We start from the raw sequence: 25,409 nt of genomic DNA, 5'->3' as shown, positions 1-25,409 counted from the left end.
CAGCTCGCTCCTACAGTGGAAATCGTCTGCAGTGCCCATAGAGGTTTGACGTCCATGGCCTTAGCGAATGATCGTGCAAGCAACAAACCGTTGATCGAAAGGCGTTCGATCGACTACATCCCGGAAGCGGAAAGACACGGTCGTCTCTTGAGCCAGTTCACCCTGTGGCTGGGTGCCAACCTGCAGATCACGGCGATCGTCACCGGCGCGCTGGCGGTGGTGCTGGGCGGCGATGTGTTCTGGTCGTTGATCGGGCTGCTGATCGGCCAACTGCTGGGCGGCGGAGTGATGGCCCTGCATGCGGCGCAAGGGCCGAGGCTCGGCCTGCCGCAGATGATTTCCAGTCGGGTGCAGTTCGGGGTCTATGGCGCGGCCATCCCGATGGTGCTGGTGTGCCTGATGTACCTGGGGTTCACCGCGACCGGCACGGTGCTTTCCGGTCAGGCGCTGGGCCAGATGTTCGGTGTCAGCGACAGTCTCGGCATCCTGATGTTCGCCAGCGTCATTGTGCTGGTCACGGTGCTTGGCTATCGGGTGATTCACTACATCGGCCGGGTCGCCAGCGTGATCGGCGTGGTCGCCTTCTTCTACCTGTTCAGTCGCCTGCTGGGGCAGACCGACGTCAGCGCCTTGCTGGCCATTCGGCACTTCAGCTGGAGCAGTTTCCTCCTGGCCGTGTCGCTGGCCGCGTCCTGGCAGATCGCTTTCGGTCCTTATGTCGCCGACTATTCGCGCTACCTGCCGAGCAAGACGTCGCCATTGAAGACCTTCTTCGCCGCTGGCGCAGGTTCGGTGATCGGTGCCCAGGTGGCGATGGTGCTCGGGGTGTTCGCCGCGGCCCTGTCCCAGGGCCAGTTCGCCGGTCGTGAAGTGGCCTACATCGTCGGCCTGGGCGGGAGTGGCGCGATTGCCGCGTTGCTCTACTTCAGCATCGCCTTCGGCAAGGTGACCATCTCCACGCTGAACTCCTACGGCAGCTTCATGTGCATCGCCACCATCATCAGCGGCTTTCGCGGCGAGCTGAAAGTGACGCGCTTGCAGCGGCTGGTCTTCGTGTTGCTGATCGTCGGTGCCGCGACCCTGATCGCGCTGCTGGGCCAGCACTCGTTCCTCGGCGCATTCAAGTCCTTCATCCTGTTCCTGCTGGCGTTCTTCACGCCCTGGAGCGCGATCAACCTGGTGGATTTCTACTGCATCACCAAAGAGCGCTATGACATCCCGGCACTGTCCAACCCGGACGGTCGCTACGGTCGCTGGAATGTCATGGGCATCAGCATTTATGTGTTCGGCGTGCTGGTCCAGATGCCGTTCATCTCCACCCACTTCTACACCGGCCCCCTGGTGGCCAGTCTGGGCGACACCGACATCTCCTGGATCATCGGCCTGGTGGTGCCGGCGGCGTTGTACTACGTCTGCGCGAAGAAGTGGCATGGCGCGGTGCCCGAGCACCTGATCCTGCCGCAAGAGCAGGTTGCGCCGATCGAACAACAACTGAGTGGGACCGGCCGCGCTACAGCGGTGTGAGTCTTGATGGGACGTGGACAGGGCTGGATGCCTCTTAACTGCCGTAAGCCAACTCACGATTAGGAGCGTCACACAATGAAAATGCATAAGACCCTGCTGACCACGTTGCTGTCCATGGGCCTTGCGGCCGCCTCCGGTGCCCAGGCGGCCGGCTGGTGCGAGTCGGGCAAACCGGTGAAGTTCGCCGGCCTGAACTGGGAAAGCGGCATGTTGCTCACTGATGTTCTGCAGTTCGTCCTGGAGAAGGGCTACGACTGCAAGACCGACAGCCTGCCGGGCAACTCCATCACCATGGAGAACGCCCTGGGCAGCAATGACATCCAGGTCTTCGCCGAAGAGTGGGTGGGCCGCAGCGAGGTGTGGAACAAGGCCGAGAAGGCCGGCAAGGTGGTGGGTGTTGGCGCGCCGGTGGTGGGAGCCGTCGAAGGCTGGTACGTGCCGCGCTATGTGATCGAGGGCGACGCCAAGCGCAAGCTCGAAGCCAAGGCGCCGAACCTGAAAAACATCGCCGACCTGGGCCAGTACGCCAGCCTGTTCAAAGACCCGGAAGAACCCAGCAAGGGCCGCTTCTACAACTGCCCGGCCGGTTGGACCTGTGAGCTGGACAACAGCGAGATGCTCAAGAGCTACGGCCTGGAAAGCAGCTACACCAACTTCCGTCCCGGCACCGGCCCGGCCCTGGATGCGGCGGTGCTGTCGAGCTACAAGCGGGGCGAACCTATCCTCTTCTACTACTGGTCGCCAACCCCGCTCATGGGCCAGGTGGACCTGGTCAAGCTGGAGGAGAAACCCGGCGTCGACAAGAGCGTGAGCATCAAGGTCGGCCTGTCCAAGACCTTCCACGACGAGGCCCCGGAACTGGTGGCGGTGCTGGAAAAGGCCAACCTGCCCATCGACCTGCTCAACCAGAACCTGGCGCGCATGACCCGCGAGCGCATCGAGTCGCCGAAACTGGCGAAACTCTTTCTCAAGGAACATCCTGAAGTCTGGCACCCATGGGTCAGCGAAGACGCGGCCAGGAAAATCGACGCGGCCTTGTAGGTCGAGCCTTTCCGGCGGTTCGCAAGCACCGCCGGAAGCCGGACCACAACCTCCTTTGATCGAGAGTTTCTTATGTTTCCAGACCGTTTCACTTTTTCCATCGCCGACTGGGTCAACGGCTGGGTCGACGCCCTGGTGACCAATTACGGTGATGTGTTCCGGCACATCTCCGACACCCTGCTGTGGGCCATCGTCAACCTTGAAGGCCTGCTGCGCCTGGCGCCCTGGTGGCTGATGCTGGCGATTGTCGGCGGCATCGCCTGGCATGCGACCCGCAAGCTGCTGACCACGGCGGTGATCGTCGGCCTGCTGTTCCTGGTGGGCGCTGTCGGCCTGTGGGACAAGCTGATGCAGACCCTGGCCCTGATGCTGGTGGCCACGCTGATCTCGGTACTGATCGGCATCCCCCTGGGGATCCTTTCGGCCCGCAGCAACCGCTTGCGTTCGGTACTGATGCCGCTGCTGGACATCATGCAGACCATGCCCAGCTTCGTGTACCTGATCCCGGTGCTGATGCTGTTCGGCCTGGGCAAGGTGCCGGCGATCTTCGCCACGGTGATCTACGCCGCGCCGCCGCTGATCCGCCTCACCGACCTGGGGATCCGCCAGGTGGACGGTGAAGTCATGGAAGCGATCAATGCCTTTGGCGCCAACCGCTGGCAGCAGCTGTTCGGCGTGCAACTGCCCCTGGCCCTGCCGAGCATCATGGCCGGGATCAACCAGACCACCATGATGGCCCTGTCGATGGTGGTGATCGCCTCGATGATCGGGGCCCGTGGCCTGGGCGAGGACGTGCTGGTGGGGATCCAGACCCTCAACGTCGGGCGTGGCCTGGAAGCGGGACTGGCGATCGTGATTCTGGCGGTGGTGATCGACCGCATTACCCAGGCCTACGGTCGTCCACGTCATGAGGTGAGCAAATGAGCAGTGCTGCCGTGAGCAAGATCGAAGTCAGGAACGTCTTCAAGATATTCGGCAACCGCCCCTCTGACGCCCTGGCGATGATCCGCCAGGGCCAGAGCAAGGATCAGGTACTGGCCCAGACCGGCTGCGTGGTGGGGGTCAATGACCTGTCCCTGAGCATCGGCACCGGTGAGATCTTCGTCATCATGGGGTTGTCCGGTTCCGGCAAGTCGACCCTGGTGCGCCACTTCAACCGTCTGATCGACCCCACCAGCGGGGCGATCCTGGTGGACGGCGAAGACATCCTGCAATACGACATGGAAGCCCTGCGCCAATTCCGCCGGCACAAGATCAGCATGGTGTTCCAGAGCTTCGGCCTGCTGCCCCACCGCAACGTGCAGGACAACGTCGCCTATGGCCTCAAGGTGCGCGGCGAGAGCAAGGCGCTGTGCGCCGAACGGGCCCTGCACTGGATCAACACCGTGGGCCTCAAGGGCTACGAGAAGAAGTACCCGCACCAGCTGTCCGGCGGCATGCGCCAACGGGTCGGCCTTGCCCGGGCCCTGGCCGCGGACACCGACATCATCCTCATGGATGAAGCCTTCAGCGCCCTGGACCCGCTGATCCGCGCCGAGATGCAGGACCAGTTGCTGGAGCTGCAGAAGACCCTGCACAAGACCATCGTCTTCATTACCCACGATCTGGACGAGGCGGTGCGCATCGGCAACCGCATCGCGATCCTCAAGGACGGCCGCCTGATCCAGGTGGGTACGCCGAAAGAGATCCTGCATTCGCCGGCGGATGAATACGTCGATCGTTTTGTCCAGCGCCGCGCCGCCACCGTGTAGGAGCCGACTTGCCGGCCAAAGGTCCGGCAAAGCGGCAGACAACCCAAGGTTTGCAAGAAGAGGTCCCCGATGTCCCAGGCTGAAAAAATCGTTATCGCCGACGCCCCCCTGGGTTGGCAGGATGTTGTCGCCGTCGCCCGTCATGGCTCGCAGCTTGAGCTGTCGGCCCAGGCCTGGGCGCGTATCGACAATGCCCAGGCCATCGTGCGCCAGGTGGTGGACAGCGGCGAGCGTGCCTATGGCATCAGCACCGGCCTTGGCGCCTTGTGCAATGTGCTGCTGGCTGGTGAGCAACTCAGCCAGCTGTCGCGCAACACCTTGCTCAGCCATGCCTGCGGCGTGGGCCCGGCCTTGGCCGATGAGCAGACCCGAGCGATTCTCTGCGCCGCCCTCATCAACTACAGCCACGGCAAATCCGGTATCCACCGCCAGGTGGTCGAGGCGCTGCTGAACCTGCTCAATCGCGGCATCACTCCACAGGTGCCATCCCAGGGCTCGGTGGGTTATCTGACCCATATGGCCCACATTGGCATCGCCTTGCTCGGCGTCGGTCAGGTCAGCTATCGCGGTCGTATTGTCAGCGCCGAACAGGCCCTGGCCGAGGAAGGGCTGCAGCCGGCGCAACTGGGGGCCAAGGACGGCCTGTGCCTGGTCAACGGCACGCCGTGCATGACCGGCCTCAGCTGTCTGGCCCTGGCCGACGCCAGTCGCCTGTTGCAGTGGGCCGACGTGATCGGCGCCATGAGTTTCGAGGCCCAGCGCGGCCAGATCGACGCCTTCGATGCGCAGATCATCGCCCTCAAGGCGCACCCCGGCATGCAGGTGGTGGGCAGCAATCTGCGCGCCTTGCTCGACGGCAGCGAAGTGATCGCCAGCAGCCGGGGCATCCGCACCCAGGACGCCTTGAGCATCCGTTCCATTCCCCAGGTGCATGGCGCTGCCCGGGATCAACTGGCCCACGCCGTCCGGCAGGTGGAAACCGAGCTCAATGGCGCCACCGACAACCCGTTGCTGCTGGGCACCCCGGACCACTACCGGGTGGTGTCCCAGGCCAATCCCCATGGCCAGTCGGTGGCCCTGGCGGCGGACCTGCTGGCGATCGCCATGGCCGAGATCGGCTCGATCGCCGAGCGGCGCCTGGACCGCCTGATCAACCCCCATGTCAGTGGCTTGCCGGCGTTTCTGGTCAGCGAGCCCGGGGTCAACTCCGGAATGATGATCGTGCAATACGTGGCCGCCTCGCTGTGTGCGCAGAACCGTCAGCTGGCCCAGCCGGCGGTGCTGGACAACTACGTGACCTCGGGCCTGCAGGAAGACCACCTGAGCCTGGGCACCAATGCCGCCCTGAAGCTGCATCAGGTGCTGGAGAACTGCACCCAGATCCTCGCCATCGAGTACCTGCTGGCGGCCCAGGCTTTCGAGTTTCTCAAGGCGCAGCGCTTCGGCACCGGCACCGGTATCGCCTGGTGCCTGCTGCGCGAGCGGGTCCCGGCCTATGACCAGGACCGCTGGCTGGCGCCGGACATTGCCAGCGCTGCGGCCCTGCTCAAGGACCCGGAGCTGCTGCACAAACGTTTTTCCAAGGTGCAATGAACCGTTTTTTCCATCACCAGCGTGCCAAGGCGTCACTCGCGCAAAACCGCGAATGACGACGGATAACGGAAGCTTCCGGAGCGACTGGTAGTTATTACAAAACTCTCAAAAGGAGCATGAATGTGACTGCGCTTAACCTGATTCCCGGCCAACTGACCCTGGCCCAACTGCGGGCCATCTATCAGCAGCCGCTGACCCTGACCCTGGACAACAGCGCCTCGGCGCAGATCGATGCCAGCGTCGCTTGTGTCGAACAGATCCTCGCCGAGAACCGCACCGCCTACGGGATCAACACCGGTTTCGGCCTGCTGGCCTCGACCCGCATCGCCAGCGCCGACCTGGAAAACCTCCAGCGCTCCCTCGTGCTGTCCCATGCCGCTGGCGTGGGCGAGCCGATCAGCGACGATCTGGTGCGCCTGATCATGGTGCTCAAGGTCAACAGCCTGAGCCGCGGCTTCTCCGGCATCCGTCGCCAAGTGATCGACGCCCTGATCGCCCTGATCAACGCCGAGGTCTATCCGCATATCCCGCTCAAGGGCTCGGTGGGCGCTTCCGGCGACCTGGCGCCTCTGGCCCACATGTCCCTGGTGCTGCTGGGCGAGGGCAAGGCGCGCTACAAGGGCCAGTGGCTGGAAGCGACCGCGGCCCTGGAAATCGCCAGCCTCAAGCCGCTGACCCTGGCCGCCAAGGAAGGCCTGGCGCTGCTCAACGGCACCCAGGTGTCCACCGCGTTCGCCTTGCGCGGGCTGTTCGAAGGTGAAGACCTGTTTGCCGGTGCCCTGGTGTGCGGCGGCCTGACGGTGGAAGCGGTGCTGGGTTCGCGCTCGCCGTTCGACCCACGGATTCACGCCGCGCGTGGTCAGCGCGGGCAGATCGATACCGCCGCGGCCTATCGCGCCTTGCTCGGCGAGAGCACCGAGGTGTCCGCCTCGCACCAGAACTGCGACAAGGTCCAGGACCCGTACTCCCTGCGTTGCCAGCCGCAAGTGATGGGCGCCTGCCTGACCCAGTTCCGCCAGGCCGCCGAAGTGCTGGTGATCGAAGCCAACGCGGTGTCCGATAACCCGCTGGTGTTCGCCGCCGAAGGCGATGTGATTTCCGGTGGCAACTTCCACGCCGAACCCGTGGCCATGGCGGCCGACAACATGGCCCTGGCCATCGCCGAGATCGCGTCCCTGAGCGAGCGTCGTATCTCGCTGATGATGGACAAGCACATGTCCCAGCTGCCGCCGTTCCTGGTGGCCAATGGCGGGGTCAACTCCGGCTTCATGATCGCCCAGGTCACCGCTGCGGCCCTGGCCAGCGAGAACAAGGCCCTGGCCCACCCGCACTCGGTGGACAGCATTCCCACTTCCGCCAACCAGGAAGACCACGTGTCCATGGCGCCGGCCGCCGGCAAGCGCCTGTGGGAAATGGCCGACAACACCCGCGGTGTGCTGGCCGTGGAATGGCTGGCGGCCTGTCAGGGCCTGGACCTGCGCGAAGGCCTGAAAACCTCGCCAACCCTGGAAAAAGCCCGCGCCATCCTGCGCGAGAAGGTGGCGTACTACGAGAAGGACCGTTTCTTTGCACCGGATATCAACGCGGCCAGCGAGTTGTTGGCTTCGCGCTGCCTGAATGGGCTGCTGCCAGCTCAGTTGTTGCCGAGCCTGTAATGCACGCCGGGCCACCCGATCACTCCGCGCTCGGCCGAGAGCGGTGGCCCGAGTGGGTTCGCTGTACCTGCAAGACGGGCGCGGAGCGTCCGCTTATGTCGCCCCGCGCTCCGGCGTGGGGCGCACTTGTCCGATAACAATAAAAGGGACGATGACATGCAATCGCAAGAAACAGGATTACGTCGGGGGCTGACCGCCCGCCACATTCGCTTCATGGCCCTGGGGTCGGCCATTGGCACCGGATTGTTCTACGGCTCGGCCTCCGCCATCCAGATGGCCGGTCCGGCGGTGCTGCTGGCCTACCTGATTGGTGGCGCGGCCGTGTTCATGGTGATGCGCGCCCTGGGGGAGATGGCGGTGCACAACCCGGTGTCCGGCTCCTTCGGGCAGTACGCCAGTCAGTACCTGGGACCCTTGCCGGGCTTCATCCTGGGCTGGACCTATGCGTTCGAGATGCTGATTGTCTGCCTGGCGGACGTCACGGCCTTCGGCATCTATATGGGCTTCTGGTTTCCCGAGGTGGCGCGCTGGATCTGGGTGCTGGGCATCGTCCTGCTCATCGGCGGGTTGAACCTGTGCAGCGTCAAGGTCTTCGGCGAGATGGAGTTCTGGCTGTCGCTGCTCAAGGTCGGGGCGATCATCGCCATGATCCTCGGCGGCTTCGGCATCATGCTGTTCGGCGTTGGCAGCGCGCTCACCGAGCAGGCCACCGGCGCCAGCAACCTCTGGACCCATGGCGGCTTCATGCCCAACGGCATTGGCGGGGTGATCGCCTCCTTTGCGGTGGTGATGTTCGCCTTTGGCGGCATCGAGATCATCGGCGTCACCGCCGGCGAGGCCAAGGACCCGCAGCGGGTCATTCCCAAGGCGATCAACGCGGTGCCGCTGCGCATCCTGCTGTTCTACGTACTGACCCTGTTCGTGCTGATGTCGATTTTCCCCTGGCCGCAGATTGGCACCCAGGGCAGCCCGTTCGTGCAGATCTTCGACAGCCTGGGCATCAGCTCGGCGGCCACCATCCTCAATATCGTGGTGATTTCGGCGGCGGTGTCGGCGATCAACAGCGACATCTTCGGTGCCGGGCGCATGATGTACGGCCTGGCCCAGCAAGGGCAGGCACCCAAGGGCTTTGCCCAGATTTCCAAGGCCGGGGTGCCGTGGATGACCGTGGTGGTGATGGCCGTTACGCTGTTGGGCGGGGTGGTGCTGAACTACCTGATCCCGGAAAACATCTTCCTGCTGATCGCTTCCCTGGCCACCTTCGCCACGGTCTGGGTGTGGCTGATGATTCTGCTGACCCATGTGGCCATGCGCCGCTCCATGACCGCCGAGCAGGTGGCCCGGTTGCAGTTCAAGGTGCCGTTCTGGCCTTGGGCGCCGGCGGCGGCGATCGCCTTCATGCTGTTCATCTTTGGCGTGCTGGGCTACTTCCCGAAAACTCAAGCGGCGCTGATGGTGGGCGTGGTGTGGATCGTTCTGCTGGTGGTGGCCTATCTGTTGTGGGTCAAGCCGGCGGCGGGGCAGGCTCAGCAGATCCGCGCCGATTCTTCTTTACCTACTGATCATTAACGGAGGCCTTGGATGAAAACTCTTTGGCAACACTGCAACGTCGCCAGCATGGCCCAGGGTACTTACTCGATCATCGAGGACGCGGCCATCGTGACGTCAGGGGCGCACATCGAGTGGATCGGCCGGCGCCAGCAGGCGCCGGTCGCCGATGACCACCAGGTCCAGGACCTGGGCGGCGCCTGGGTCACCCCGGGGCTGATCGATTGCCACACCCACACGGTGTTTGGCGGCAACCGCAGCGGCGAGTTCGAACAGCGCCTGCAAGGCGTGAGCTATGCCGAGATCGCCGCCGCCGGTGGCGGTATCGCCAGCACCGTGCGGGCGACCCGTGCGGCCACTGAAGAAGAACTGTTCGTCAGCGCCCGCAAGCGTCTGCTGAGCCTGCTGCGCGATGGTGTGACCAGCGTCGAGATCAAGTCCGGCTACGGCCTGGATCTGGCCAGTGAGCGCAAGATCCTGCGGGTGATCCGTCGTCTTGGCGAGGAACTGCCGGTCAGTGTGCGCAGCACCTGCCTGGCGGCCCACGCCCTGCCGCCGGAATATGCCGAGCGCAGCGACGACTACATCGAGCATATCTGCAGCGAGATGCTTCCGGCCCTGGCGGCCGAGGGGCTGGTGGATGCGGTGGATGCCTTCTGTGAATACCTGGCGTTTTCCCCGGCCCAGGTGGAGCGGGTATTCATTGCCGCGCAGCAGCTCGGACTGCCGGTCAAGTTGCATGCCGAGCAGCTGTCGTCGCTGCATGGTTCGAGCCTGGCGGCGCGCTACCGGGCGCTGTCCGCCGACCACCTGGAGTTCATGAACGAGGACGATGCCATCGCCATGGCGGCCTCGGGAACCGTCGCGGTGCTGCTGCCGGGGGCGTTCTATTTTCTTCGGGAAACCCAGCTGCCACCGATGGACGCCCTGCGCAAGCACGGGGTGAAGATGGCGGTGGCCAGCGATCTCAATCCCGGGACTTCGCCGGTGCTGTCGCTGCGCCTGATGCTGAACATGGCCTGCACCTGTTTGCGGATGACGCCGGAAGAGGCGTTGGCCGGGGTGACCCTGCACGCGGCCCAGGCCCTGGGCATGGACAAGACCCATGGCTCGCTGGAAGTGGGCAAGGTGGCGGACTTCGTCGCCTGGCAGATCGATCGTCCCGCCGACCTGGCCTACTGGCTGGGCGGCGACCTGGAAAAACGCGTCGTGCGACACGGCGTTGAAGTGACTGTGTAGGAGAAGGCTTGTGGATAAGGTTCTGACGTTCAAACAAGGCCGGGTGCCGCTGCTGATCAGCATGCCCCACGCCGGTACGCGCCTGACCCCGGACGTGGCGGCCGGGTTGGTGCCCCAGGCACAGAGCCTGCCGGATACCGACTGGCACATTCCGCGGTTGTATGAGTTTGCCGAGGCGCTGGGGGCCAGCACCCTGGCCGCCGAGTATTCGCGCTTCGTCATCGACCTGAACCGGCCGTCCGACGACAAGCCGCTGTACGTGGGCGCCACCACCGGGCTGTATCCGGCGACGCTGTTCGATGGCCAGCCCCTGTTCGTCGAGGGGCAGGCACCGTCCAGTGAGGAGCGGCAGCAGTACCTGCAGCAGGTCTGGGTGCCCTATCACCGCACCCTGCAGGAGGAGCTGGCGCGGCTCAAGGCCGAGTTCGGCTATGCCTTGCTGTTCGATGCCCACTCCATCCGCTCGCTGATTCCGCACCTGTTCGAGGGCAAGCTGCCGGACTTCAATCTCGGCACCTTCAATGGCGCCAGCTGCGATCCGCAACTGGCCAGCCGCCTGGAGAGCATTTGCGCGGCCCACGGCGATTACACCCATGTACTCAACGGGCGTTTCAAGGGCGGGCACATCACCCGGCATTACGGCAACCCGTCCGAGCACATTCATGCGGTGCAGCTGGAGCTGGCGCAGAGTGCCTACATGGAGGAGTTCGAACCGTTCCGCTATCGCGAGGACCTGGCGGCACCGACCCAGGTGGTGCTCAAGGCGCTGCTGCAAGGGCTGCTGGACTGGGGGCAGGAGCGTTACCGCTGACATTGCTTGCGCCAGCAGGCTGGTTCCTACCGCTGATGCACGCCTTCATGTAGGAGCGAGCTTGCTCGCGAAGCACCCTGCGCTACGCGTCGCAATCCCCCGAACAACCCTGTTTTCTTCAAGGACATGCTGATTGCGTGATTCGGGTTTATGATGCCGAACGGCAGAATAAATGAAGTCCCACCAGGGATGAACCCGACCTCCACGGAGCGCGTAATGCAGACTTTGTACCCGCAGATCAAACCCTATGCCCGGCACGATCTGGCCGTCGACGAGCCTCATGTGCTGTATGTCGACGAAAGCGGTTCACCGGAAGGGTTGCCGGTGGTGTTCATTCATGGCGGGCCGGGGGCCGGCTGCGACGCGTCCAGTCGCTGCTACTTCGATCCGAACCTGTACCGTATCGTCACCTTCGACCAGCGCGGTTGCGGGCGCTCCACCCCTCACGCCAGCCTGGAAAACAACACCACCTGGGACCTGGTGGCGGACCTGGAGCGGATTCGCCAGCACCTGGGCATCGACAAATGGGTGCTGTTCGGCGGTTCCTGGGGTTCGACCCTGGCCCTGGCCTACGCGCAAACCCATCCCGATCGGGTGCTGGGGCTGATCGTGCGGGGGATCTTCCTGGCCCGTCCCCAGGAAATCCAGTGGTACTACCAGTGTGGCGCCAGCCGCCTGTTCCCCGACTACTGGCAGGACTATGTGGCGCCGATTCCCCTGGAAGAGCGTCACGATCTGGTCAGCGCCTTCCACAAGCGCCTGACCGGCACCGACCAGATCGCCCAGATGCATGCGGCCAAGGCCTGGTCGGGCTGGGAAGGGCGCACCGCTACCCTGCGTCCCAATCCGTTGGTGGTGGACCGTTTCTCCGAGCCGCAGCGAGCGCTGTCGATTGCCCGGATCGAATGCCATTACTTCATCAACAATGCCTTCCTCGAACCCGACCAACTGATCCGCGACATGGGCAAGATCGCCCATCTGCCCGGGGTCATCGTGCATGGCCGCTACGACGTGATCTGCCCGCTGGACAATGCCTGGGAGCTGCATCAGGCCTGGCCCAACAGCGAGCTGCAGGTGATTCGCGACGCCGGTCACGCCGCTTCCGAACCGGGTATCACCGATGCTCTGGTGCGTGCCACTGATCAGATGGCACGGCGCCTTCTCGATCTGCCGCCCGAAGAAGCATGAAGGGGCTGTTGCAGCGCGTAACCGGCGCGCGGGTCGAGGTGGCCGGGGAAATCGTCGGCGCGGTGGACCAGGGGTTGCTGGTGCTGGTGGCGGTGGAGCCCGAGGACACTCGGGCCAGCGCCGACAAACTTCTGCATAAGCTGCTTAACTATCGGGTGTTCAGCGATGCTGAAGGCAAGATGAACCTGTCCCTGAGCGATGTGCAGGGCGGGTTGCTGCTGGTGTCGCAGTTCACCCTGGCAGCGGACACCAAGAGCGGGTTGCGCCCGAGCTTTTCCACGGCCGCGCCACCCGCCCTTGGCGAGGAGCTTTTTGACTACCTGGTAGTGAAGGCGCAACAGTTGCATGGCAAAGTGGCATCAGGGCGTTTCGGCGCGGACATGCAGGTGCATCTGGTCAATGACGGCCCGGTAACCTTCCTGTTACAGACCTGAAAACGCCTGAAACAGCTTTTTCCACCGAAATGCGGCGCAAACGGCTGTTTTTCGCAATAAATACTTTGTTACCCCTGATGCGTTGTAACGCGGGCTACTAGATAATCGCGCGCTACGGGGATCAGCGTTCGTTGGTCCATTTTGACTTAAGTAGAGACTTGTCCACGGCCGCTTGGGGAATCATTTAGCCCCATCGGAGTCGGAACAATGCTCGCCAACCTGGCATATAGATAGCTGGCCGTTGGTTTTTTGATCTGTTTTCGGCGAGGGTTGCTCGTGATTGTTAGTCCCTGTAATGCACCAAACTTGTTTGCCAAACGGTTACGAAACGCACTGGTGACGGGCTCTGCTCTGGTCTGCCTGTTCGGTGCCGGTCAACTCATGGCATTCAATCTGGATGATGTGTCGGCCAAGGCCAAGGACCTGGCCGGGCAGAAGTACGAGGCCCCGCGCAGTAACCTGCCGAACGAGTTCCGTGAGATGAAGTTCGCGGACTACCAGAAAATCCGCTTCCTCAGCGAAAAAGCCGAATGGGCCGATCAGAAGACCCCGTTCAAGCTGTCGTTCTATCACCAGGGCATGCACTTCGACACGCCGGTGAAGATCAACGAGATCAGCGCCAATACCGTATCCGAGATCAAGTACGACCCGAACCGTTTCGATTTCGGCGACGTCAAGTTCGATCCCAAGGCCACCGAGAAACTCGGCTATGCCGGTTTCCGTGTGCTGTACCCGATCAACAAGGCTGACAAGCAAGACGAAATCATGACCATGCTCGGCGCCAGCTACTTCCGCGTCGTTGGCAAGGGTCATACCTATGGCCTGTCCGCCCGCGGCCTGGCGATCGACACCGCCTTGCCGTCCGGCGAAGAGTTCCCGCGTTTCAGCGAGTTCTGGATCCAGCAGCCCAAGCCGACCGACAAGCACCTGGTGATCTACGCCCTGCTGGACTCGCCACGGGCCACCGGCGCCTATCGCCTGACCCTGCGTCCGGGCGCCGACACCATTGTCGACGTCAAGGCCCGGGTGTTCCTGCGGGACAAGGTCGGCAAGCTGGGCCTGGCCCCGCTGACCAGCATGTACCTGTTCGGCGCCAACCAGCCGTCGAAAGTCCTCAACTACCGTCGCGAGCTGCATGACTCCAGCGGCCTGTCGATCCACGCCGGCAACGGCGAGTGGATCTGGCGTCCGCTGAACAACCCGAAACACCTGGCCGTTAGCAACTTCTCGGTGGAAAACCCGCGTGGTTTCGGCCTGCTGCAGCGTGGCCGCGACTTCAGCCACTATGAAGACCTCGATGACCGCTACGACAAGCGCCCAAGCGCCTGGATCGAGCCCAAGGGCGACTGGGGCAAGGGCACCGTCGACCTGGTCGAGATCCCGACCGCGGATGAAACCAACGACAACATCGTGGCGTTCTGGAACCCGGAAAAACAACCGGAGCCCGGCCAGCCGCTGGACTACGCCTATCGCCTGCACTGGACCATCGACGAAGCCGCCCTGCATTCCCCAGACAGCGCCTGGGTGCAACAGACCCTGCGTTCCACCGGCGACGTCAAGCAGTCCAACCTGATCCGTCAACCCGATGGCAGCGTGGCTTACCTGGTGGACTTCCAGGGCCCGTCCCTGGCGGCATTGCCGGAGAACGCCGAAGTTCGCAGCCAGGTCAGTGTCGGCGACAACGCCGAGCTGGTGGAAAACAGCGTGCGCTACAACCCGGAAACCAAGGGCTGGCGCCTGACCCTGCGGATGAAGATCAAGGACGCGAGCAAGTCCACCGAGATGCGCGCCGCCCTGGTCCGTGACATTGCCCAGCCGGAGCCGGCCAAGGCGTCGATGCCGAACTCCAACTCCTCCGTGGCCAAGGCCGACAAGCTCGCCGCCAAGCAGCAGGAGAAGAAGGACAAGGAAGCCGCCGCAGCCGCCGCCAAGCAGGCGGAAGCCAAGCCGGCCAAGGATGCCAAGGGCACCAAGGACAAGGACCACAAAGACGCCAAGCAGCCTGCTGCTGCCGAAGCGGCCCCTGCCACACCGGAACCGGTTAAAACTGAACAAGTCCTGACCGAGACCTGGAGCTATCAGTTGCCTGCCGATGAGTAACTCTCAACTACAGCCAGAGTCTCTTGCCGAGTACCTGGCGCACCTGCCGATGTCGGATGCGCAGCGCGCGGAACTCGCGGGCTGCCAGTCCTTCAGCGAACTGCACCAACGCCTGTCGTCAAGCACCTTCGACGCCCCCGCCGATGCCGCCCAGGCCTCGGTGGGCCAGCGCCTGAACATGAGCACCGCCGCTGAACTCGAAGAAGCGCAGATGCTCGGTGTCGACGCCGAAGGCCGGGTCTGCCTCAAGGCCACGCCGCCGATCCGCCGCACCAAGGTGGTACCGGAGCCGTGGCGCACCAATATCCTGGTGCGTGGCTGGCGGCGCCTGACCGGGCGCAGCAACCCGCCGGCGCCGAAGAAGGACGAGCGCGTGCTGCCCGCTGCCCGCTGGCGCACCGTGGGTTCGATCCGCCGCTACATCCTGCTGCTGTTGATGCTTGGCCAGACCATCGTCGCCGGCTGGTACATGAAAGGCATCATGCCGTACCAGGGCTGGTCGTTCGTCGATCTGGAAGAGGTCATGCACCAGCCGCTGATGCAGACCGCCCAGCAAGTGCTGCCCTATGCCTTGCAGACCAGCATCCTGATTCTGTTCGGGATCCTGTTCTGCTGGGTGTCGGCGGGTTTCTGGACCGCCCTGATGGGCTTCCTGGAACTGTTGACCGGTCACGACAAGTACCGCATTTCCGGGGCCAGCGCCGGCAACGAGCCAATCCCCAAGGATGCGCGCACCGCCCTGGTCATGCCGATCTGCAACGAAGACGTGCCGCGGGTGTTTGCCGGCCTGCGGGCGACCTTCGAGTCGGTGGCGGCCACCGGTGACCTGGACCGCTTCGACTTCTTCGTCTTGAGCGACAGTAACGACAGCGATATCTGCGTCGCCGAGCAGCAGGCCTGGCTGGATGTCTGCCGCGAAGCCAAGGGCTTCGGCAAGATCTTCTATCGCCGGCGCCGTCGCCGGGTGAAGCGCAAGAGCGGCAACCTCGACGACTTCTGCCGTCGCTGGGGCGGCGACTACAAGTACATGGTGGTGCTCGACGCCGACAGCGTGATGAGCGGCGAATGCCTGACCAGCCTGGTGCGCCTGATGGAGGCCACGCCGGACGCCGGGATCATCCAGACCGCGCCACGGGCCTCGGGCATGGACACCCTGTATGCGCGCATGCAGCAGTTCGCCACCCGGGTCTACGGTCCGCTGTTCACTGCTGGCCTGCACTTCTGGCAGTTGGGCGAGTCGCACTACTGGGGCCACAACGCGATCATCCGCATGCAGCCGTTCATCGAGCACTGCGCCCTGGCGCCGTTGCCCGGTAAGGGTGCTTTCGCCGGTGCGATCCTGTCCCACGACTTCGTCGAAGCCGCGCTGATGCGTCGCGCTGGCTGGGGCGTGTGGATTGCCTACGACCTGCCGGGCAGTTACGAAGAATTGCCGCCGAACCTGCTGGACGAACTCAAGCGTGACCGTCGCTGGTGCCACGGCAACCTGATGAACTTCCGCCTGTTCCTGGTCAAGGGCATGCACCCGGTGCACCGCGCGGTGTTCCTCACCGGGGTGATGTCCTACCTGTCGGCGCCGCTGTGGTTCTTCTTCCTGGTGCTGTCCACGGCCCTGCTGGCGGTCAACACCCTGATGGAGCCGCAGTACTTCCTCGAACCGCGCCAGCTGTATCCGCTGTGGCCACAGTGGCACCCGGACAAGGCCATCGCGCTGTTCTCCACCACCATCGTGCTGCTGTTCCTGCCGAAGCTGTTGAGCATCATCCTGATCTGGGCCAAGGGCGCGAAAGAGTTCGGCGGCAAGTTCAAGGTGACCCTGTCGATGCTCCTGGAGATGCTGTTCTCCATGCTGCTGGCGCCGGTGCGGATGATTTTCCACACCCGTTTCGTCCTGGCCGCGTTCCTCGGCTGGGCCGCGACCTGGAACTCGCCGCAGCGTGACGACGACTCCACGCCGTGGAGCGAAGCGGTCAAGCGCCACGGTCCACAGACCCTGCTGGGCTTCTGCTGGGCACTCTTGGTGATCTGGCTGAACCCGAGCTTCCTCTGGTGGCTGGTGCCGATCGTCGGTTCGCTGATGCTGTCGATTCCGGTGTCGGTGATTTCCAGCCGGGTGGGCCTGGGCCTGAAGTCCCGTGACGAGAGCCTGTTCCTGATCCCTGAGGAATACAATCCGCCGCAGGCGCTGCTGGCCACCGACCAGTACACCCACGAGAACCGCTGGCACGCGCTCAACGACGGCTTTATCCGCGCCGTGGTCGATCCACAGCAGAACGCCCTGGCTTGTGCCCTGGCGACGTCCCGTCATACCCAGGCCGAGCCGATCGAATGGCTGCGTCAGGAACGGGTGCGTCATGCCCTCAAAGCCGGCCCGGCGGCCTTGAACAACAGCGAGCGCCTGGCGCTGTTGAGCGATCCAGTGGCCCTGGGACGCCTACATGAGCAGGTGTGGAGCGAGGGGCACAGCGAATGGCTGAGCGCCTGGCGCCAGTCGGTGGATACCGATCCCCATGCCCCCCTGCTGCCGTTGCAGCCGCTGAACGCGGCGCCGCAACCGGCTTGAAGCCAACGCCCTTGAGCTCCTGCTCAAGGGCGTTTTGCTATGTGCGGCCGATATTCTCCATGCCCTTGGCCGGCAACAAAAATCCTTGTGCAAATGGCCGAGTGCGTTAGCATCGCACCCGCAAATTTCTGTGCGTGATCAATAACGGCTTGATCGTCGAAGACTTTCCTTCCAAGGCCCGCCGCGCGCAGACACCACAATAAAATGGCTTCAGGGGACTTGAGATGAAGAAGTATCTTTCGCTGCTGCTTGTAGGCGCTGCCGCCATGCTGGCGGTCACTACCGCCCAGGCCGGCGCCATCGATGACGCGGTCAAGCGCGGCACGCTGAAAGTCGGCATGGACCCGACCTACATGCCGTTCGAGATGACCAACAAGCGCGGCGAAATCATCGGTTTCGAAGTCGACCTGCTCAAGGCCATGGCCAAATCCATGGGGGTCAAGCTGGAGATGGTTTCCACCGGTTATGACGGCATCATCCCGGCCCTGCTGACCGACAAGTTCGACATGATCGGCAGCGGCATGACCCTGACCCAGGAACGCAACCTGCGCCTGAACTTCAGCGAACCCTTCATCGTGGTCGGCCAGACCCTGCTGATCCGCAAGGAGCTGGAAGGTACCATCAAGTCCTACAAGGACCTGAACAGCGCCGATTACCGCATCACCTCCAAGCTGGGCACCACCGGTGAAATGGTCGCCAAGAAGCTGATCGCCAAGGCCAAGTACCACGGCTACGACAACGAGCAGGAAGCGGTGCTGGACGTGGTCAACGGCAAGGCCGACGCCTTTATCTATGACGCCCCGTACAACGTGGTGGCAGTGAACAAGGTCGGTAACGGCAAGCTGGTATTCCTCGACAAGCCGTTCACCTACGAGCCCCTGGCCTTCGGCCTGAAGAAGGGCGACTACGACAGCCTCAACTTCATCAACAACTTCCTGCACCAGATCCACGAAGACGGCACCTACGATCGCATCCATGACAAGTGGTTCAAGAGCACCGAGTGGCTCAAGGACATGGAATAGGCGTCAGGCAACTGATTGGCGGTTGATCGCAAGCAAGCTCGCTCCTACAGGGCGTACCGCGTTTTTGTAGGAGCGAGCTTGCTCGCGATGATGCCCACCCAGGCTCTGCCGAACCTCCCCGCTGCAAACCGCTGGAACCTGCAAAGTGAACAAACAGAAAAAAGCCCAATGGCCCTGGCACGTGCTGACCGTGCTGGTGCTGATCGGTCTGGCTGGCGCGCTGTACTACGCCACCTCGTTGATGTCCTACGAGTGGCGCTGGAACCGTGTCCCCCAGTACTTCGCCTATCAGGCCGAAGAATCCCAGCGGGCGGCGGAGATCTCCACCGTCGCCGAGGTCGTGCGCCAGGGCGGCAAGGCCCAGGTCACCCTGCGCGGTGACTCGGGTGCCGAGCAGCACCTGAGCGTCGATGAAAGCAGCCTGCAGGTGGCCAGCGGCGATGACGTGGCCGAAGGCGACGTGATCGGCGTCACCCGGCACTGGGCCGCGGGGCCTTTGTTGTGGGGCCTGTGGACCACCTTGTGGCTGTCGGTGGTGTCCGGGGTGCTGGGCCTGATCATCGGTCTGGGCACCGGTCTGTGCCGGCTGTCCAGCAACCCGACCCTGCGCGACCTGTCGACGATCTATGTCGAGCTGGTGCGGGGCACGCCGCTGCTGGTGCAGATCTTCATCTTCTATTTCTTTATCGGCACGGTGCTCAACCTGTCCCGGGAATTCGCCGGGATCGCCGCGCTGTCGCTGTTTACCGGGGCCTATGTGGCGGAGATCGTCCGCGCCGGGGTGCAGTCCATCGCCCGCGGCCAGAACGAAGCCGCCCGCTCCCTGGGGCTCAGCGCCGGCCAGTCGATGCGTCATGTGGTGCTGCCCCAGGCCTTCAAACGGGTGCTGCCGCCCCTGGCCGGGCAGTTCATCAGCCTGGTCAAGGACACTTCGCTGGTGTCGGTGATCGCCATCACCGAGCTGCTCAAGAGCGGCCGGGAAGTCATCACCACCTCGTTCTCGCCGTTCGAGATCCTGTTCTGTGTGGCGGGCCTGTATTTGTTGATCAACCTGCCGCTGTCGAAGATGGCCAGCCGGCTTGAGCGGAGGCTCGCGCAAAGTGATTGAAGTCCGCGATCTGGTAAAAGTCTTCGACACCCGTGGCCAGGTGGTGCGCGCGGTGGATAACGTCACCACCCAGGTGGCCAAGGGCGAAGTGCTGGTGGTGATCGGGCCTTCCGGTTCCGGCAAGTCGACCTTCCTGCGCTGCCTCAACGGCCTGGAAGCGTTCGACTCCGGCTCGGTGAGCATCGACGGCCTGCAGCTGGCCGATCCCAAGACCGACGTGAACGCCTATCGCCGGGAAGTCGGCATGGTGTTCCAGCATTTCAACCTGTTTCCCCACATGACCGTGCTGGACAACCTCTGCCTGGCGCAGAAGGTGGTGCGCAAGCGCGGCAAGCAGGAGCGCGAGGCCAAGGCCCTGGCGCTGTTGGAGAAGGTCGGTATCGCGCAGAAGGCCCACGAGTTTCCTTCACGGCTTTCCGGCGGTCAGCAGCAGCGGGTGGCGATTGCCCGGGCCCTGGCGATGGAGCCCAAGGTGATGCTGTTCGACGAGCCGACCTCGGCCCTGGACCCGGAAATGGTCGGCGAGGTGCTGGACGTGATGAAGACCCTGGCCCTGGAAGGCATGACCATGGTCTGCGTGACTCACGAGATGGGCTTTGCCCGGGAAGTGGCGGATCGGGTGCTGTTCTTCGATCACGGCAAGCTGCTGGAAGATGCGGCGCCGGAGGTGTTCTTCGAGGCGCCGAAAGACCCTCGGGCCCAGGCTTTCCTGCGTCAGGTACTGTGAGGCCTGCGCCGGCAAGCCGGTTCCTACATCCCCTGTAGGAGCCGGCTTTCCGGCGAAGCGGTTCAGACCCGGAAACGCCCCACCAGGCTCTGCAAGTGAATCCCCAACCGCGCCAGCTCGGCGCTGGAGGCCGCGGTTTCCTCGCTGGCCGATGACGTCTGTTCAGACACATCACGCACATTCAATACGCTGCGGTTGATCTCTTCCGCTACGGCGCTCTGCTGCTCGGCGGCGGCGGCGATCTGCTGGTTCATCGCCTGGATCGCCGACACCGTGCGAGTAATGTTCTCCAGCGACCCCCCGGCCCGGCGGGTCAGCTCGACGCTGCTGTCGCTCAGGCTGCGGCTGGTGTCCAGGGTGCTGGCCACTTGCTGGGTGCCGCTTTGCAGGCCGACGATCAGCTCGGCGATTTCTTCGGTGGATTGCTGGGTGCGTTGCGCCAGGCTGCGCACCTCGTCCGCGACCACGGCGAAACCGCGTCCGGCTTCGCCGGCCCGGGCGGCTTCGATGGCGGCGTTGAGGGCCAGCAGGTTGGTCTGCTGGGCCACGGACTTGATCACGTCCAGCACGCTGCCGATCTTGTCGCTTTCCTGCTTGAGGTGGCCCATGGCTTCGGTGGAGTTGCCCATCTCGCGGGCCAGGCGCTCGATCTGGGCGATGGCTTCGTTGACCACCCGGTCGCCTTCGCGTGCCTGCTGATCGGCGGCTACGGCCGCTTCCGAAGCCTCTTCGGCGTTGCGTGCCACTTCCTGCACCGTGGCGGCCATTTCATTCATGGCCGTGGCCACTTGGTCGGTTTCGACTTTCTGGCTGTTGACCCCGGCGCTGGTCTGCTCGGTGACGGCGGACAGTTGTTCGGCGGCGCTGGCGATCTGGGTCACGCCGTCGCTGATACCGCCGATCAGCTCCCGCAGGCCCAGGGTCATGCGTTGCATGGCGCGTTGCAGCTGGCCCATCTCGTCGCGCCGGTCGACTGTCAGGTCCTGGCTGAGGTCGCCGGACGCCACGCGCTCGGCGGCCTTGAGGGTCTGTTGCAGGGGCTGGATGATCTGCCGGGTGATGGCCCAGGCAGCGACCATGCCGAAGACCAGCGCCAGTAGCGTTGCGATCAGCAGGGTGCTCTTGGCCTGGCTGGCCTCGCTGTCACGCTTGGCGGTCTGCGCGGCGGTCAGTTGCTTGCTCAGGTTCATCAAGCGGTCGCCCTGGGTGGCCATGCGCTTGAGGGCGGCGGCGCTGGCTTCCTCGGAGTCGCTGAAGGCACTGACCGCCGCGCGGTAGGCCTTGAGCGAGTCGCTGGCCTGTTGCAGGTTGGCAATGTGCTGTTCCGGCAGGCGCGAGGGCAGGCCGGTGAGGTTGTTCAGGGCGTTGTCGATGGCGTCGAGGGCCGGCTGCTTGGCTTCGGGCTTGCCGCTGTAGGTGTAGCCGCGAACCTGGAAGCGTGCCTGCTGGATCAGCCTGGAAAGCTCGATGACGTTGTTGAACTGGGCCACGCTGTCGCCTTGCAGCAGCGACTTCTCGACTTCGGCGACCCGGGCCGCGGCGTTGTCCGCGCTGGCCCCGAGCTGGGAGCGGGCCGCTTCGCGGGCTGCGGTGGCGCGTGTCATGTCGTTGAAGGCCCGGTGATACTCGGCAACGGCATCCAGTTGCTGTTCGACCATGGCGATGCTTTCAGGTTGCTGCAATTGCGCGCGGGCTGCTTGCAGGCCTTCGTCGAGCTGCTTGAGCATGGCGTTGACGGCATCGGGACCTTGTTCGCCATGCAGCATCTCGTAGTTGAGGCGGGCGATGCGCAGGTCCTTGGTCATGGCGTAGAGGGTGGAGATGTTGCCCAGCTTGTCGCCACGATCGATGACTCCCGCCAAGCCCGTCCAGCCGGTGGCGGTGATCAACAGGGTCAGCAGCAGTACCAGGCCGAAGCCGATGCCGAGCTTGAGGCTGACGCTCAGGTTTCCCAGTTTTTTGGCTAGCCAACCGTACATGCCGCGAACTCCCTTTTAGCAATATGGGCTTAACCATAGGCTATCGGCGGGAACCCAGGATTCTGTAGCTGACTGGCGGTTTGCTATTACTGGCGACAGGCCCGGCTGAGGCCGTGCCCATCCTCAGAACAGACGGGCGAGCAGGGCGGTGACGGCGGTTTCCACCCGCAGGATGCGTTCGCCCAGTTGCACGGGTTGCAATCCGGCCTTGCCCAGCAGGTCGATTTCGTAGGGAATCCAGCCGCCTTCCGGGCCGATGGCCAGGGTCACCGGCCGATCCACGTCGCGTGGGCAGGGCGGGTACTGCCCCGGGTGGCCTACCAGTCCCAGGGTGTCGGCGCAAAGGGCCGGCAAACGGTCCTCGACGAAGGGCTTGAAGCGTTTCTCGATGACCACTTCGGGCAGCACAGTGTCGCGTGCCTGCTCCAGGCCAAGGATCAGTTGTTCGCGAATGGCTTCGGGTTCAAGGAACGGGGTCTGCCAGAAGCTCTTCTCGACCCGGTAGCTGTTGACCAGCACCAGCCGGGGCACACCCATGGTGGCCACGGTCTGAAACACCCGGCGCAGCATTTTCGGCCGTGGCAGGGCCAGGACCAGGGTCAGTGGCAGCTTGGCCGGTGGCGCTTGTTCCAGGGTGACTTGCAGTTCGGCCTCGCCGGCTTCCAGGCGCAGGACCTGGGCGTTGCCCATCAAGCCGTCGATGCGCCCCACCCGCAGGCTGTCGCCCACCGCTACCCGATGCACTTCCTGCATGTGGGTCAGGCGCCGATCGTGCAGTACCACTCGGTCGGCCGCGATGAAGTCGGCCTCCTCCAGAAGCAGCAGGTTCACCCTTGGGTCGCTGGCGGCTGGTCGTTGTGATCGTCGGCCGGGGCGTCGTCCGCATGTTCGCCGCGCTTGCTGATCAGCCCGCCGAACAGCACGCCGATCTCGAACAGCAGCCACATGGGCACGGCCAGCAGGGTCTGGGAGAAGATGTCCGGCGGCGTGAGGATCATGCCCACCACGAAGCAGCCGATGATCACGTAAGGCCGGATCTTCCTCAGGTACGCCACGTTGACCACGCCGATCCACACCAGCAGGACCACGGCCACCGGGATCTCGAAGGCCACGCCGAAGGCGAAGAACAGGGTCATGACGAAATCGAGGTAGCTGGTGATGTCGGTCATCATTTCCACGCCGGCCGGGGTGGCGGCGGCGAAGAACTTGAAGATCAGCGGGAACACCAGGAAGTAGGCGAAGGCCATGCCGATGTAGAACAGCAGGATGCTCGACACCAGCAAGGGCACGGCAATGCGCTTTTCATGCTTGTACAGGCCGGGTGCGATAAAACCCCAGATCTGGTGCAGGATCACCGGAATGGCCAGGAACAGCGACACCATCATGGTCAGCTTCAGCGGCGTCAGGAACGGCGAGGCGACGTCGGTGGCGATCATCGTCGCGCCGACCGGCAGGTACTGGCGCAGCGGCGTGGAGACGATGGTGTAGATCTGCTGGGTGAAGGCGAACAGCCCGGCGAAGATGATGAAGATCGCCGCTACGCAGCGCAGCAGGCGGGTACGCAGCTCGGTGAGGTGCGACACCAGCGGCATGTGTTGGTCGTTCTCTGGGATATCGCTCATGGGGCTCGCGGCGGCAAGGTGGAGTCGTGGGGGGCCGTGGTGGCGGGTGTTGCCACCGGGGCTGCTGGCTCTGCGGTCGGTGCCGAGGTCACTGTCGCGGGGGCGGGCACTTCACTGACTGGCGAGGCTTCGGCTACTGGCGTGGTGCCTGGCGCGTGGATCGTCTGCTCGGCCACAGGCTCCACTGGAGTGGGTTGCTGCTGGGTCGGGGCGAGGATTTTCCGCGCCTCCTGCTCCAGGGACAGAATGTGCTCGTTGTGCAGTTGCCGACGAATTTCATCGGCCCCGATTTCCCGTTCAACTTCCTGTTTTATCGCGTTGAAGCTGCGCTTGAGGCGCCCGACCCACAGGCCGGCGGTGCGCGCAGCACCGGGCAGGCGCTCGGGGCCGAGCACCAGCAGGGCCACCAGGCCCACCAGCAGCAGTTCAGAGAAGCTGATACCAAACATTAGTCAGTGCTCACGAGTCTTTGCGGGTCGGCTCTTCGACTTTCTGGGCCTGCACGTCGATGGTGTGCGGCTGGTTCAGCGGCGCGCTCTGCTGGGGCTGGGCCGGTGGCACCGGTTGGGCCGCTGGAGGAACCACGGGCTCGGCCGGTTTTTCGTCGTCGTTCATGGCCTTGCGAAAGCCCTTGATCGACTCGCCGACGTCGGTGCCCAGGTTCTTGAGCTTCTTGGTGCCGAATACCAGTACCACGACCACCAGGATGACGATCCAGTGTTTCCAGTCAAAAATGCCCATGCTGCGTTTCCTCTTAGAAAGTTGTTCAGGCGGACGGGCGCGAGGCTTTCTCGGCGTGTCCGGACAGACCGAAGCGGCGGTCCAGCTCATCGAGCACGGCCTGGGGATGCTGCCCCAGCTGCGCCAGCATGACCAGGGTGTGGAACCACAGGTCCGCGGTTTCGTAGATCAGGTCGCTGCAGTCGCCGCTGATGGCGGCGTCCTTGGCGGCGATGATGGTTTCCACCGACTCTTCGCCGACTTTTTCCAGAATCTTGTTCAGGCCCTTGTGATACAGGCTGGCGACGTAGGAGCTGTCGGCTGCGGCGTCTTTGCGCTCTTCCAGCACCTGGGCCAGACGGGTGAGGGTATCGCTCATGTCAGTGTCCTGCAGAATAAATCGCGTGCGGGTCCTTGAGGACCGGTTCGACGGTTTTCCACTCGCCGTCTTCGAAGACGCGGTAGAAACAGCTGTGGCGGCCGGTGTGACAGGCAATGTCGCCGATCTGCTCGACCATCAGGATGATCACGTCGGCGTCGCAGTCCAGGCGCATTTCATGCAGTTTCTGCACATGCCCGGACTCCTCGCCCTTGCGCCATAGCTTGCCACGGGAACGTGACCAATAAATGGCGCGGTTCTCGGCGGCGGTCAGGCTCAGGGCCTCGCGGTTCATCCAGGCCATCATCAGCACGCGCCCGGTCTTGTGGTCCTGGGCGATGGCCGGCACCAGGCCGTCCGCGTCCCATTTGATCTGGTCCAGCCAATCTTTCATGTTCGACTCCG

Annotated in this window: 23 protein-coding genes and 1 pseudogene; 16 read left to right on the top strand and 8 right to left on the bottom strand. The window is 63.8% G+C overall.

Annotation, left to right across the window (positions count from 1 at the left end):
* Positions 1-54 precede the first annotated feature (54 nt).
* The 16 genes from GGI48_RS12930 (at position 55) to GGI48_RS12855 (ending at position 20,304) form a co-directional block, all read left to right on the top strand.
* Complete coding sequence (locus tag GGI48_RS12930) at positions 55-1,524, top strand: purine-cytosine permease family protein (RefSeq protein WP_016968645.1); 1,470 nt, start codon at positions 55-57, stop codon at positions 1,522-1,524.
* A gap of 75 nt (positions 1,525-1,599) precedes the next feature.
* Entirely contained in the window at positions 1,600-2,565 is a 966-nt protein-coding gene (locus GGI48_RS12925; RefSeq protein WP_016968646.1) for an ABC transporter substrate-binding protein, read from the top strand.
* Between the two features lie 72 nt (positions 2,566-2,637).
* Entirely contained in the window at positions 2,638-3,489 is an 852-nt protein-coding gene (locus GGI48_RS12920; protein ID WP_016968647.1) for an ABC transporter permease, read from the top strand.
* Complete coding sequence (locus tag GGI48_RS12915; protein WP_016968648.1) at positions 3,486-4,316, top strand: glycine betaine/L-proline ABC transporter ATP-binding protein; 831 nt, start codon at positions 3,486-3,488, stop codon at positions 4,314-4,316. The genes GGI48_RS12920 and GGI48_RS12915 overlap by 4 nt, the downstream gene beginning before the upstream one ends.
* Before the next feature lie 69 nt (positions 4,317-4,385).
* Positions 4,386-5,909 (top strand): histidine ammonia-lyase, encoded by a 1,524-nt coding sequence (hutH, locus tag GGI48_RS12910; RefSeq protein ID WP_179598600.1) that lies wholly within the window; start codon positions 4,386-4,388, stop codon positions 5,907-5,909.
* A 116-nt stretch (positions 5,910-6,025) separates the two neighbouring features.
* Positions 6,026-7,564 (top strand): histidine ammonia-lyase, encoded by a 1,539-nt coding sequence (gene hutH / locus GGI48_RS12905; RefSeq protein WP_179598599.1) that lies wholly within the window; start codon positions 6,026-6,028, stop codon positions 7,562-7,564.
* Between the two features lie 156 nt (positions 7,565-7,720).
* Entirely contained in the window at positions 7,721-9,133 is a 1,413-nt protein-coding gene (locus tag GGI48_RS12900; RefSeq protein WP_016968650.1) for an amino acid permease, read from the top strand.
* A 12-nt stretch (positions 9,134-9,145) separates the two neighbouring features.
* Positions 9,146-10,351, top strand: a complete 1,206-nt coding sequence (hutI, locus tag GGI48_RS12895) for an imidazolonepropionase (RefSeq protein ID WP_179598598.1) — start codon at positions 9,146-9,148, stop codon at positions 10,349-10,351.
* A 10-nt stretch (positions 10,352-10,361) separates the two neighbouring features.
* Positions 10,362-11,162: an N-formylglutamate deformylase gene (hutG, locus tag GGI48_RS12890; RefSeq protein ID WP_179598596.1), complete on the top strand. Its 801-nt coding sequence runs from the start codon at positions 10,362-10,364 to the stop codon at positions 11,160-11,162.
* A 216-nt stretch (positions 11,163-11,378) separates the two neighbouring features.
* Complete coding sequence (pip, locus tag GGI48_RS12885) at positions 11,379-12,350, top strand: prolyl aminopeptidase (protein WP_047301166.1); 972 nt, start codon at positions 11,379-11,381, stop codon at positions 12,348-12,350.
* Complete coding sequence (gene dtd, locus GGI48_RS12880) at positions 12,347-12,784, top strand: D-aminoacyl-tRNA deacylase (RefSeq protein WP_047301168.1); 438 nt, start codon at positions 12,347-12,349, stop codon at positions 12,782-12,784. Before pip ends, dtd begins: the two co-directional genes overlap by 4 nt.
* A gap of 276 nt (positions 12,785-13,060) precedes the next feature.
* Positions 13,061-14,884, top strand: a complete 1,824-nt coding sequence (locus tag GGI48_RS12875) for a glucan biosynthesis protein G (RefSeq protein ID WP_042940449.1) — start codon at positions 13,061-13,063, stop codon at positions 14,882-14,884.
* Complete coding sequence (gene mdoH / locus GGI48_RS12870) at positions 14,877-17,447, top strand: glucans biosynthesis glucosyltransferase MdoH (protein WP_016962721.1); 2,571 nt, start codon at positions 14,877-14,879, stop codon at positions 17,445-17,447. Before GGI48_RS12875 ends, mdoH begins: the two co-directional genes overlap by 8 nt.
* A 224-nt stretch (positions 17,448-17,671) precedes the next feature.
* On the top strand, positions 17,672-18,469 hold the full coding sequence (locus GGI48_RS12865) for a transporter substrate-binding domain-containing protein (RefSeq protein WP_179598595.1): 798 nt from the start codon (positions 17,672-17,674) through the stop codon (positions 18,467-18,469).
* 145 nt (positions 18,470-18,614) lie between these two features.
* A complete protein-coding gene (locus GGI48_RS12860) occupies positions 18,615-19,577 on the top strand; it encodes an amino acid ABC transporter permease (RefSeq protein WP_016962724.1) in 963 nt (320 codons plus the stop codon).
* A complete protein-coding gene (locus GGI48_RS12855; protein ID WP_016962726.1) occupies positions 19,570-20,304 on the top strand; it encodes an amino acid ABC transporter ATP-binding protein in 735 nt (244 codons plus the stop codon). Before GGI48_RS12860 ends, GGI48_RS12855 begins: the two co-directional genes overlap by 8 nt.
* A gap of 62 nt (positions 20,305-20,366) precedes the next feature.
* On the opposite strand, the gene GGI48_RS31505 is transcribed toward GGI48_RS12855, so the two are convergent.
* The 8 genes and pseudogenes from GGI48_RS31505 to hisI all read right to left on the bottom strand — a co-directional run bounded on the left by GGI48_RS31505 (position 20,367) and on the right by hisI (position 25,398).
* Entirely contained in the window at positions 20,367-21,071 is a 705-nt protein-coding gene (locus GGI48_RS31505; RefSeq protein ID WP_409565404.1) for a methyl-accepting chemotaxis protein, read from the bottom strand.
* Positions 21,072-21,272: 201 nt separating this feature from the next.
* Positions 21,273-22,283: pseudogene (locus GGI48_RS31500) on the bottom strand (methyl-accepting chemotaxis protein); the annotation flags it as partial.
* 123 nt (positions 22,284-22,406) lie between these two features.
* Positions 22,407-23,114 carry a 16S rRNA (uracil(1498)-N(3))-methyltransferase gene (locus GGI48_RS12845; RefSeq protein WP_016962729.1) on the bottom strand — a complete coding sequence of 236 codons (708 nt, stop codon included), beginning with the start codon at positions 23,112-23,114 and terminating at the stop codon, positions 22,407-22,409.
* Positions 23,111-23,905, bottom strand: coding sequence for a twin-arginine translocase subunit TatC (tatC, locus tag GGI48_RS12840; RefSeq protein ID WP_047301176.1), 795 nt, complete (start codon positions 23,903-23,905; stop codon positions 23,111-23,113). The genes GGI48_RS12845 and tatC overlap by 4 nt, the downstream gene beginning before the upstream one ends.
* Complete coding sequence (gene tatB / locus GGI48_RS12835; RefSeq protein ID WP_179598594.1) at positions 23,902-24,354, bottom strand: Sec-independent protein translocase protein TatB; 453 nt, start codon at positions 24,352-24,354, stop codon at positions 23,902-23,904. Before tatB ends, tatC begins: the two co-directional genes overlap by 4 nt.
* Positions 24,355-24,364: 10 nt before the next feature.
* Positions 24,365-24,646, bottom strand: coding sequence for a twin-arginine translocase TatA/TatE family subunit (locus GGI48_RS12830; protein WP_016962732.1), 282 nt, complete (start codon positions 24,644-24,646; stop codon positions 24,365-24,367).
* A 25-nt stretch (positions 24,647-24,671) separates the two neighbouring features.
* Positions 24,672-25,004 carry a phosphoribosyl-ATP diphosphatase gene (locus tag GGI48_RS12825; protein ID WP_103741122.1) on the bottom strand — a complete coding sequence of 111 codons (333 nt, stop codon included), beginning with the start codon at positions 25,002-25,004 and terminating at the stop codon, positions 24,672-24,674.
* Position 25,005: 1 nt separating this feature from the next.
* On the bottom strand, positions 25,006-25,398 hold the full coding sequence (gene hisI, locus GGI48_RS12820) for a phosphoribosyl-AMP cyclohydrolase (protein ID WP_016962735.1): 393 nt from the start codon (positions 25,396-25,398) through the stop codon (positions 25,006-25,008).
* Positions 25,399-25,409 lie beyond the last annotated feature (11 nt).

This window comes from Pseudomonas protegens, from assembly GCF_013407925.2.
Taxonomy (GTDB): Bacteria; Pseudomonadota; Gammaproteobacteria; order Pseudomonadales; family Pseudomonadaceae; genus Aquipseudomonas; species Aquipseudomonas fluorescens_AP.
Note: the sequence above shows the minus strand (reverse complement) of the source record. Positions and strands in the feature narration are given on the sequence as shown.